Source organism: Plectonema radiosum NIES-515 (genome assembly GCF_025753815.1).
GTDB lineage: Bacteria > Cyanobacteriota > Cyanobacteriia > Cyanobacteriales > Nostocaceae > Hassallia > Hassallia radiosum_A.
In genome coordinates this window covers 1-9,132 of sequence record NZ_JAOWRF010000181.1, presented here as the reverse complement: position 1 = coordinate 9,132, position 9,132 = coordinate 1, and the positions used below count along the sequence as shown (strand labels likewise).

At 41.7% G+C, this 9,132-nt stretch carries 10 protein-coding genes; 3 read left to right on the top strand and 7 right to left on the bottom strand.

Annotated elements, in window-relative coordinates; genetic code table 11:
- Window positions 1–1,011: alpha/beta hydrolase family protein (locus tag OGM63_RS12300; protein WP_375340481.1), on the top strand; the 1,011-nt coding region annotated here is incomplete at its 5' end.
- A gap of 80 nt (window positions 1,012–1,091) precedes the next feature.
- Here OGM63_RS12300 and OGM63_RS12295 read toward each other — a convergent pair.
- Together OGM63_RS12295 and OGM63_RS12290 are read right to left on the bottom strand one after the other, a co-directional pair.
- Window positions 1,092–1,862, bottom strand: coding sequence for a hypothetical protein (locus OGM63_RS12295; RefSeq protein ID WP_263745861.1), 771 nt, complete (start codon window positions 1,860–1,862; stop codon window positions 1,092–1,094).
- A 369-nt stretch (window positions 1,863–2,231) separates the two neighbouring features.
- Complete coding sequence (locus OGM63_RS12290; protein ID WP_263745860.1) at window positions 2,232–3,377, bottom strand: NAD(P)/FAD-dependent oxidoreductase; 1,146 nt, start codon at window positions 3,375–3,377, stop codon at window positions 2,232–2,234.
- Window positions 3,378–3,421: 44 nt separating this feature from the next.
- On the opposite strand from OGM63_RS12290, the gene OGM63_RS12285 reads away from it, so the two are divergent.
- Complete coding sequence (locus OGM63_RS12285) at window positions 3,422–3,928, top strand: GNAT family N-acetyltransferase (RefSeq protein ID WP_263745859.1); 507 nt, start codon at window positions 3,422–3,424, stop codon at window positions 3,926–3,928.
- A gap of 120 nt (window positions 3,929–4,048) precedes the next feature.
- Here the strand turns inward: OGM63_RS12285 and OGM63_RS12280 are convergent, their stop codons facing one another.
- The 3 genes from OGM63_RS12280 to OGM63_RS12270 form a co-directional block, all read right to left on the bottom strand.
- Window positions 4,049–5,425 carry an AtzE family amidohydrolase gene (locus OGM63_RS12280; protein WP_263745858.1) on the bottom strand — a complete coding sequence of 459 codons (1,377 nt, stop codon included), beginning with the start codon at window positions 5,423–5,425 and terminating at the stop codon, window positions 4,049–4,051.
- Complete coding sequence (locus tag OGM63_RS12275) at window positions 5,422–5,595, bottom strand: DUF4089 domain-containing protein (protein WP_263745857.1); 174 nt, start codon at window positions 5,593–5,595, stop codon at window positions 5,422–5,424. The genes OGM63_RS12280 and OGM63_RS12275 overlap by 4 nt, the downstream gene beginning before the upstream one ends.
- 140 nt (window positions 5,596–5,735) lie before the next feature.
- The gene (locus OGM63_RS12270; protein ID WP_263745856.1) at window positions 5,736–6,074 is read right to left on the bottom strand and encodes a DUF952 domain-containing protein; all 339 of its coding nucleotides are present in this window, start codon (window positions 6,072–6,074) and stop codon (window positions 5,736–5,738) included.
- Between the two features lie 231 nt (window positions 6,075–6,305).
- Between OGM63_RS12270 and OGM63_RS12265 the strand changes: the two genes are divergently transcribed.
- Window positions 6,306–6,968: a 2OG-Fe(II) oxygenase gene (locus OGM63_RS12265; protein WP_263745855.1), complete on the top strand. Its 663-nt coding sequence runs from the start codon at window positions 6,306–6,308 to the stop codon at window positions 6,966–6,968.
- Window positions 6,969–7,180: 212 nt separating this feature from the next.
- On the opposite strand, the gene egtD is transcribed toward OGM63_RS12265, so the two are convergent.
- Entirely contained in the window at window positions 7,181–8,215 is a 1,035-nt protein-coding gene (gene egtD, locus OGM63_RS12260) for an L-histidine N(alpha)-methyltransferase (RefSeq protein WP_263745854.1), read from the bottom strand.
- Window positions 8,216–8,354: 139 nt separating this feature from the next.
- Window positions 8,355–9,132 (bottom strand): SUMF1/EgtB/PvdO family nonheme iron enzyme (locus OGM63_RS12255; RefSeq protein WP_263745853.1); only part of this gene is annotated, 778 nt, incomplete at its 5' end.

The window sequence follows — 9,132 nt, the reverse complement described above, 5'->3', positions numbered from 1 at the left end:
GGGGGAAATTTATCTTCCTCATCTCCCTCATCTCCCTCATCTTCCTCATCTCCCCCCCCTCCCCCACTCTCCCCCTCCCCCACTCCCTTTCCTCTGATTGTCATTTCTCACGGTGTCGCTTCAGATCGCTTTGCTTTTGTCTACCTGGCACAACATTTAGCATCCTACGGTTTTGCTGTTGCCGCTTTGGAACACCCTGGTAGTAATGCACAACGCTTTCAGCAATACTTTGCGGGTTTGGCAGGTCCACCAGAACCCACCGAATTAATTAATCGACCTTTAGATGTCAAGTTTGTGCTGAATGAACTTCAGCGCTTAGAAAAGTCCGATCCGCGAATACAAGGTAAACTTAATTTTCAGCAAGTCGGGGCATTTGGTCATTCTTATGGCGGTTATACTGTTTTTACGCTAGCTGGTGCAAAAATTAACTTTGAGCAAATCCGCAAAGATTGCAATCCGAATAAATCCTTGAATTTGTCGGTGTTTTTGCAGTGTCGAGCAAATGAGTTAAAATCAGCAAATTATCCTTTAAAAGACGATCGCATTAAAGCTGCTTTGACGGTTAATCCTTTCGTCAGCAGCATCTTTGCTGAAAGTGAAGTGCGTCAAATTAAACTTCCTTTCATGGTTGTCTCAGGTAGTCAAGATATTGTTACTCCCGCTGTACCAGAGCAAATTCGTCCTTTTACTTGGCTTGGGAGCAAAAATAAATACTTAGCAGTGATTGAAAATGCTACACACTTTACTGCTTTAGCTGAGACAACACCGGAAGATAATGTATTACCTGTACCGCCAGTTTTCCTCGGTCCACCTGCTAAAGATGCTCATTCTTATATTAATGCTTTGAGTGTCGCTTTTTTTGAAACTTATCTTTTAAATCGTTCTGAATATCAAGTTTATTTGCAGCCAGCTTACGCCAAATATATCAGTAAAGCTCCCCTCAATCTTAGTTTTTTACAGTCTTTAACGGCAGAGCAATTAACTCCGTTTGTAAATGGGGTAAAAAGATAGGGAATGGGGAATGGGGAATGGGGAATGGGGAATGGGGAATGGGTAGAGGTGGGGTTTCCCCACCCTCTTTTCATCGCGATTTAGGAAAACAATTTAAATCGTGCTAATTGAGTTTCAATCGTTTCACTTAGCATTTTATCCAAGTCGATGTCTTCTGAAAATTCGATAATTTGCGATCGCGGTAAATCAAAGGGAAATTGTCCCGGTAAATCTGGACGTTGCATTTTTGCTAGTAAAATTTGTTCAGAGCGCTTACTCCCAATCGCATAGCCAATTTCAATACAAACGTTGGGACTGGGTATTAGTTGAGCGCTTTCTTTACCGTCGATGCTAGCAATGGGTGTAGTGTCAGCGATAAACAGCAAACTTTTGCGGATTTTTCGCATCATTGTGCGATTTAGTCGGAGAGAACCATCGCTGTTGCGGTAAGATTCAACTAAGGTTAAAGGTAAGCGCGATCGCGTATTCAATATTTCTAAACTATTTTGCAACCCTTGTCGCAAAGCGTCACTCGCTACGCCATACTCAGTTTGATAGCAAAAAAAAATTGTTGGCTCTAACTGCGCTAAAATCCCCTGTTTCGTGAAATAAATTTCATGACTAATTAAGTCAATGTTTGCTACGCAATAACCACCACTACCTTCAATATAAAACTCAATATTTTCACCTTCCAGATAGCGTTCAAACCAAGTTGATTGCTTAACTTGGTCACTTTCTTCTAAAAAATCCGCTCTTAATCCCGATTTCAACAGGCTTTTTTTACTTAAGCGAATATCTGGGGGACGTTTTTCCAGTTCCCGAATCGGCTCGTAATCCTCAAGATACCATGCTCTGAGCGCAATAATTGACATAAGGCGCTATTTAAAATCTCTCTTACCCTCGTACAAGCTTACACCCAGGCGGCACATATAACAACAACACCCAAACGTTCTACTAGCTGCGTTATTTCCTCTCCTTGTTTCTTCTAGTCAGGGATGCACTGATTTTCATCACTGCACACAAGTGATGAAAATCAGTGACAGTGCCCCCTGATTTTTATATTTGAGGAAATCTCGGCGTTCGCGTTGAGTGTTGTTGTGTTGTCACGAGACAGATGTAAATCAACCAGCGTTTTTACCTCTTCTTTTCTTCAGTTCTAGTTGTATCTGCCAGGAAGCTTATTAGCTTCTACTATTAGATTAGCACCTTGACAAAATCAGCAAATTATTTGCAACTAAACTTTACCTTTGGGGAGACATCTGAGTAATGATATCGTCTTTCGCGCCGGCGATAAAATTAGCAAAACGCTCTGCTAGCGGTGGTACAATCAGTAAGGGATTGTTAAAAGCAGTGAATATATGAATATTTGTAAATCCCGGAATAGCACCAATCAAAGGTAAATTATTGTTGCTAAAATCGGCTAAACAATGATGCCAAGTACCTGCTACATTTTCCAATGCTGGTAAAACGTTGCCGATGCTTTTTCTTAACCATTCTTCACTTTCTTCTTCTTTGACTTTGGCGTTAACATCGGTGAGAGCGCGGCTAATTTGCCCGATGCGTAAACTACCATCGACAAATTGAACTACACCCGCATCTAAAATTGGTGGTACTATTTCATTACCAGGTTCATCCCATAATTCATCAACTTGAGTTGACTCAGTTTTGAATTTAAACCATTGCAGATTTGCTGCCATGACTAAGGTTTGTAACTGCACGTCAATCGGTGGAGTTTTAATCATTTCTGCATGGGTAAAATACAGTTTAATCGAAATACCGGCTGATTTTAATAGCTGTCGGCTGAGTCCCCCAGCGCAAATGACGACGTTACCACTATGATAAGTTGTGGTTGTTGTTTTTACGCCGTGTGGTAATATTTGTAATACTTGCTCAATCTGGATTTCACCGCCAGCACGTAGAAAAGCTTGGATGTATGCTTGTACTGTTTTATCTGGGTTGACATGTCCGTGTTTGACTGTTAAAGCACCGGCGATCGCTCTTTGATTCAGTAGTGGTTCTAATTCACAAGCTTCTTGTATATTGAGTAATTTCGGCGGTGTAGTCACATGGGTGTATAATGCAGCAACTGCTTGCGGATCGACATCGGCAGGAATAGTTAATAATAAATTCAATTCCCGGAATTCCATATCAGCGTCTAACTCTTGTGAGAGGATATGGTGACGGGCGATCGCTTCAGTTGATATTTGACGGGTTAATGGTGTAGTAGCAGACCAATAAGCTAATCCACCATAACTATAGCTAGTGGCGTTGTTGGCGATCGCGTTTTTTTCTAATAATAGTACTGAGAAGCCTTTTTTTCTGAGTTCGTAGGCAAGTGCAGCACCAGTTATTCCACTGCCAATTACAATCCAGTCGTAGGTTTTCATATTAATCATCTCACGCAGAGGCGCAGAGGCGCAAAGAAGAAGTAATGGATATTCGTTGTGAAATTTTAGCAGATTATGCTGCAATCGCTGAGGTTAATATATTAGCTTTTGGGCAAGAAAATGAGGCAAGGCTAGTTGAGGAAATTCGTTGTTCTCAAGGTTATATTCCGGAACTTTCTTTGGTGGCAGTGGTTGATAATGTTATAGTTGGTCATATTCTTTTTAGTTATATTGATTTAATTGGTGAGGAAAGTTTACAGGTACTCAGTTTAGCACCTCTGGCAGTTATTCCAAAGTTTCAAAGACAAGGGATTGGCAGCGCACTTGTAGAAGCTGGGTTGGAAAAAGCAGACGCTATTAAAGAAGCTTTAGTTATTGTATTGGGTCATCCGCACTTTTATACGCGCTTTGGTTTTCAGCCTTCAGTTAATTATAAAATTACCTCTCCTTTTCCAGTTCCAGAAGATGTCTTCATGGTGAAAGCACTGCAAAATTATCAGGAGAAATATCAGGGTAAAGTTGTTTATCCTCCAGCTTTTTTGGCTGTTTAAATTCATAGCAAATAACAATTCCAACTCTGCGTACCTTTGTCTTGAAAAGTTGTTCATGGGGGAAACCCCCAAGACCACACTTTTCGCTGCGTCAACCTCAGCGTTACTCTGCGTTTAAAATTAAACTATTTTTGCGCTGACAATACCCTTTGCTTCTAGCACAGATGCAACTTGTAAAATTAACGCTTCGTTGTAGGGTGCAGCTATTAATTGCACTCCTAATGGTAAGCCATTTGGCTGTTGAATTGGCACAGATAAAACCGGTAAACCGATGAAAGATAATGGTTGAGTGAATAATCCTAAATGGGGACGGACAAGAATTTCTTCCCCATCCAAAATCATCGTTTGTTGACCAATTAATGGTGCTGGACAGGGGGTAGTTGGGGCGATAATTACATCTATATCCAGAAAGATTTCGCGGACGCGATCGCGATACCATTTTCTAAAGCGTTGTGCTTGGATGTACCAACTACTAGGAATTAAAGCACCAGCAAGAAAGCGATCGCGTGTTGCTGGATCGAAATCTTCGGGACGCGATCGCAATTTTTCTAAATGTAGATTTGCACCCTCGCAAGCGGTAATCACAAACGCTGCTGCACGAGCGCGATGTGCTTCTGGTATTGTGATATAGTCTCGTACATCTAAAGCACGAGCAACTTTTTCAACTGCTGCTAACGCTTCTGGATTCGCTCCTTTGATAAAATAATCATCAGCCATCGCAATTCGCAGATTCTCAATATTTTGTAGAGACGTTACATGTAAGGTCTCTACACAGGGACGCTTTGTACAAACTGGATCGCGATCATCTTCACCTTGAAGTATATCAAACACCGTTGCAATATCCCGCACGGAAGTAGCAAGAGGTCCAATGTGGTCAAAACTGCTGGAAAATAAAGCTACACCAGCACGAGACAACCTACCATAAGTCGGTTTCAAACCAAAAACACCACAAAAAGCCGCAGGAACGCGAATTGAACCGTTAGTATCAGAACCCAGCGTCAGGGGAACCAACCCCGCAGCAACCGCAGCAGCAGAACCACCAGAAGAACCACCAGCTACCCGACTTAAATCATGAGGGTTGTGAGTAGCACCATAATGAGAATTTTCCGTCACAAATCCGTAAGCGTACTCATCCATATTTAAAGCACCAACGAGAACCGCACCAGCTTGCTTCAACCTTGCTACCGCAGTTGCATCCTTAATAGCCGGCGGATTTTCCGCATTAATTTTCGATCCTGCCAAAGTTGTTAAACCAGCAACATCAAAAAGATTTTTCACCGCAAACGGAACCCCTGCCAACAAACCAGGATAATTACCTTGAGCTATTTCCCCATCTATGCGTGCAGCATCTTGCAAAGCAGATTCAGCAGTCACAGCCGTAAAACAGTTTAAATCATTATCCCGTGCCGCAATTCGTTGTAAAGCCGATTCAGTAACTTCCACCGCACTGACTTTACCACCACGCACAGCATCTGCTATCGATAAAGCATCATTCATGGTTCAAAAATTGGTGCAGCTTCAACATCATCCGGCAGTTCAAACGAATTCACAATTCTCGCTGTCGCCTTAATTCTCTCAAAATTTGCCACCACCCCATCCCGATACTCATCCCTCAACCGCAAATCCATCAACAAAGCCATCAAATCCACATCAAACCCCTCCTCCATCTCTCCTCCTTCTTGGCGTCCTTGGCGTCTTGGCGGTTCGTTATACTAAATCTACATCTCCCAAAATAGAATAATTAGACGTAGCATTGCTACGTCTCTACAAGGGTTTTGGGTAACGCATAGTTCATTTATGGAGATGTCTAATCTACAACTGCTTGCGGCAACTCAAAAAAACCATCCTCCCCACACGCAAACTCAACCACATTCAACACAGCATCAACATTCAAAGCACCATAAATGTGAGGAAACAAATCCTCCACCCCCTCATAACGAATTTCCGCTTCAACCTTCTCGGAGTCAATGCAAAGAAGTAGCAAATCTCTTTGATTTCTAAAACGGAAATTTGCCACCTTAATAACTTGCGTCAGTGTCGAACAGTGAATAAAACCCTCAGAATCCAGAGTATCACCACGATAAAATCCCGAAATTTTCGCTTTTTCCCATTCTTCGCATCGCGTGATGTGCAAAATAAGTGTCATAATAATTTTTGTTATTTGTTAAAAATGTTGTTTGACAACTAACTACTTATCTCATGTCCGCTTAATTAACATTAACAAAAATATTCCAATCGTCGTAGAGTAAAGACGTTCCAGTGGAACGTCTCTACAGTCCATTACGATAGTTTTTGGAGTTGGGTATCTTTTTGTCGATTTTCTGCCTAAAATTAAAGCGATCGCCTGTATCATGTATTCTTTATCCTTCCATCAACCTTGACTTACTATCACCAACGTCAAAACGCTTTTTCTCAACAATACCTGAGTGAGTTGCAAGGACAAATTTTCGGGTGTCCTTATTTTACAGTCAACAACCTCAATCGTGACTTTGTGGGGACAAAAGGATTTTCTGTAGTATTTAGGCGATCGCACCTTACAACAATAGAGCAACGTTTTCCCTACTTCAAATCTTATCTAGACTTAGCACTGCAACCAGAGTGTAATGCTTTTTACCTCAATCCCCTCTTGTTAAAATCAGGCTCTCGTGTAGATCCGCATATCGATCGCTCTCTACGTTCTTATTGTAAAACTATCGAACCGCCGGCAGTCGTTAGTGTTCTTTATGTGGTCGTACCTGGGGATATAGTGGGAGGAGAACTCGTGTTGCGATCGCACAAACGCAAAATCGGGCAGATTTTTCCCAAATCAAACACTTTGCTATTTTTTCAAGGGGATTTAACTCATTCTGTGAATGCTGTCATTAGTTCGAGCGATCGCTTGAGTCTGGTTTGCGAACAATACAACCTCGAAGACGATCAACTGTACGACATTCCAGAATTTAAATTAGAATCAAGAGCAAGTCAAGCTAGCGATCGACAAAGTAAAAAGCGAACATCAAAACTAAAGTCCTGTTGTAGCTTGGGGACAAGCGATACCTAATAACTATGGATAAACCAAGAGTTTTTGCTGATTTTCATAACAAGGAGAGGGTTGGGGTGAGGTTTTGCAGGAATTATAAGTAATTAAACGGACATGATATTAAAGCAGATTTCAGGTAAATGAAGTACACATATAAAACCCCTCTCCTTGTAGAGACGTAGCATTGCTACGTCTCTACGTGTATTCGATAGATTGCGATAGGCTGATCTTATCTATGCTTGCAATTGGCAAAGTAACAAACCAAACCACTCATTTGCATCCTTCCACACATGAAGCGGTATCAAGCCTTTTGCTGCAAGTTGCTGTTTAATGGTGTTGATGTCAAATTTACGAGACATTTCGGTAAAAATTGTTTCATTTTCTTCAAAATTCACATTTAGATTTAAAGCGCGTAATTCCACAGTTTGCTCGCAGATACTTTTCAAATGCATCTCAATCTGATTTTCAGTTTCGTTATAAAATGCCCAGTGTTCAAACTGAGTTGTGTCAAAATTGCCCTCAAATCGTCGATTTAAATGATCCAACATATTCAGGTTAAACGCTGCCGTCACACCTTGGCTATCATCATAAGCTGCTTCTAAGATGTGTTTCGGCTTTTGCAAGTCTACCCCCAATAAAAAATACTCTCCCACTTGCAGAGCATCTTTAATTTCTGATAAAAACACATCACACTCTTGAGGATTGAGATTACCCAAAGTACTACCGATAAAACAAATCATCCTACTGGGTAATTGCTTTGGTAAAAGTTGCGCTAAAGCCATTTCATAAGTTCCGGCGATCGCATGAACTTGCAGTGTGGGATAATCTGCCAATAGCTGTTTTGCACTATTTTCCAACATACCTGCACTCACGTCAACCGGCAGATAACGCAAAGGATATCCTAACTGCTTGTACGCATCTAAAAGAATACGGGTTTTGGTTGAGCTACCGCTACCAAGTTCCACCAGTTCACAATCACCTGTAATTTTGGCAATTTCCTGAGCACAATGAAGTAAAATTGCCGTTTCTGTTCGCGTAACGTAATATTCTGGTAACTCGCAGATTTCCTCAAATAAGTCAGATCCGCGATCGTCGTAGAAGTAACGAGGGGGTAGGGATTTTTGTGTTTGAGTTAATCCCTTAACTACATCACTCCCAGCACTAGAGGAAACAACCGAGGTTGGTTCTAGCAAACGCTGTATTTCTAAGCGTTTTTCAATCGCATTTTGGGAAGTAACCTGATTGCCGAGAGCTTTAGATATTGACATTGAACCTCCGATGACTTGTTATGATAGGTTGCATTCTGATGTGCAGACCCTAAACCAAAATAGTGAAAAATGAAGTCACATCAAATAATATCAAGCCTGAGCTAAATTACACAAGCATAAAGGCTATATTTTGTGCTTCTTAGCTTAAATTTGCCGGAATTGGCACCGAAACGCATCGAAACCCCGCAAAAATCTGACGCACACCAGGATGATACCAGTTGCGAAGACTAGAACGCAGTACAAAAGGAGTAGTTGCCCAACTGCCACCTTTTAAAACTCGGTGTTGCTGGTCAAAATAAACTTGTGAGTAACCCACATAAGGATACATCTCGAAACCATCGTAGCCATCAAACCAGGATGCAGTCCATTCCCAGACGTTACCCAAAGTATCATACAAACCATAGGCACTCTGCCCTTCTGGGTAAGCATCTACTGGGGTTGTGTTGATAATTTGGCGATTCTTATCTGGAGATGTTACATCAACGCAATTACAATGTTGCGGTGTTGGTTCTTTATCAGCCCAAGGATAGATGCGGCGAAGATTCATCTCTGAATCCCAACTAACAGCTTTTTCCCACTCGGCTTCTGTGGGTAGTCGCTTACCAACAAATTGGCAATAAGCTTCTGCCTCGTACCAACTAACACCACAAACTGGATGATTATCCGCAGATAAAACATCCTGCCAATAAAGTGGTTCCAATACACGCTCTATTTGCAACCATTCCCAGCCAGCTTTCGACCACCAGCGCGGATTTTCGTAGCCTCCCGCTTCCATAAATGCGCGATACTGCCCGCAAGTCACAGGATAACGGTCAATATGATAAGTATCCAAATATACTTTATGTGCCGGGTGCTCGTTATCAAGAGCATCAACTGAATTGCTACCCATTTCAAACTCACCTGCCGGGATTTCGATG

Excerpts from the sequence above, each read along its gene's own strand:
- OGM63_RS12295 (WP_263745861.1), bottom strand. The coding sequence starts at position 1,862 with ATGTCAATTATTGCGCTCAGAGCATGGTATCTTGAGGATTACGAGCCG.
- OGM63_RS12290 (WP_263745860.1), bottom strand. The coding sequence starts at position 3,377 with ATGAAAACCTACGACTGGATTGTAATTGGCAGTGGAATAACTGGTGCT.
- OGM63_RS12285 (WP_263745859.1), top strand. The coding sequence starts at position 3,422 with ATGGATATTCGTTGTGAAATTTTAGCAGATTATGCTGCAATCGCTGAG.
- OGM63_RS12280 (WP_263745858.1), bottom strand. The coding sequence starts at position 5,425 with ATGAATGATGCTTTATCGATAGCAGATGCTGTGCGTGGTGGTAAAGTC.
- OGM63_RS12275 (WP_263745857.1), bottom strand. The coding sequence starts at position 5,595 with ATGGAGGAGGGGTTTGATGTGGATTTGATGGCTTTGTTGATGGATTTG.
- OGM63_RS12270 (WP_263745856.1), bottom strand. The coding sequence starts at position 6,074 with ATGACACTTATTTTGCACATCACGCGATGCGAAGAATGGGAAAAAGCG.
- egtD (WP_263745854.1), bottom strand. The coding sequence starts at position 8,215 with ATGTCAATATCTAAAGCTCTCGGCAATCAGGTTACTTCCCAAAATGCG.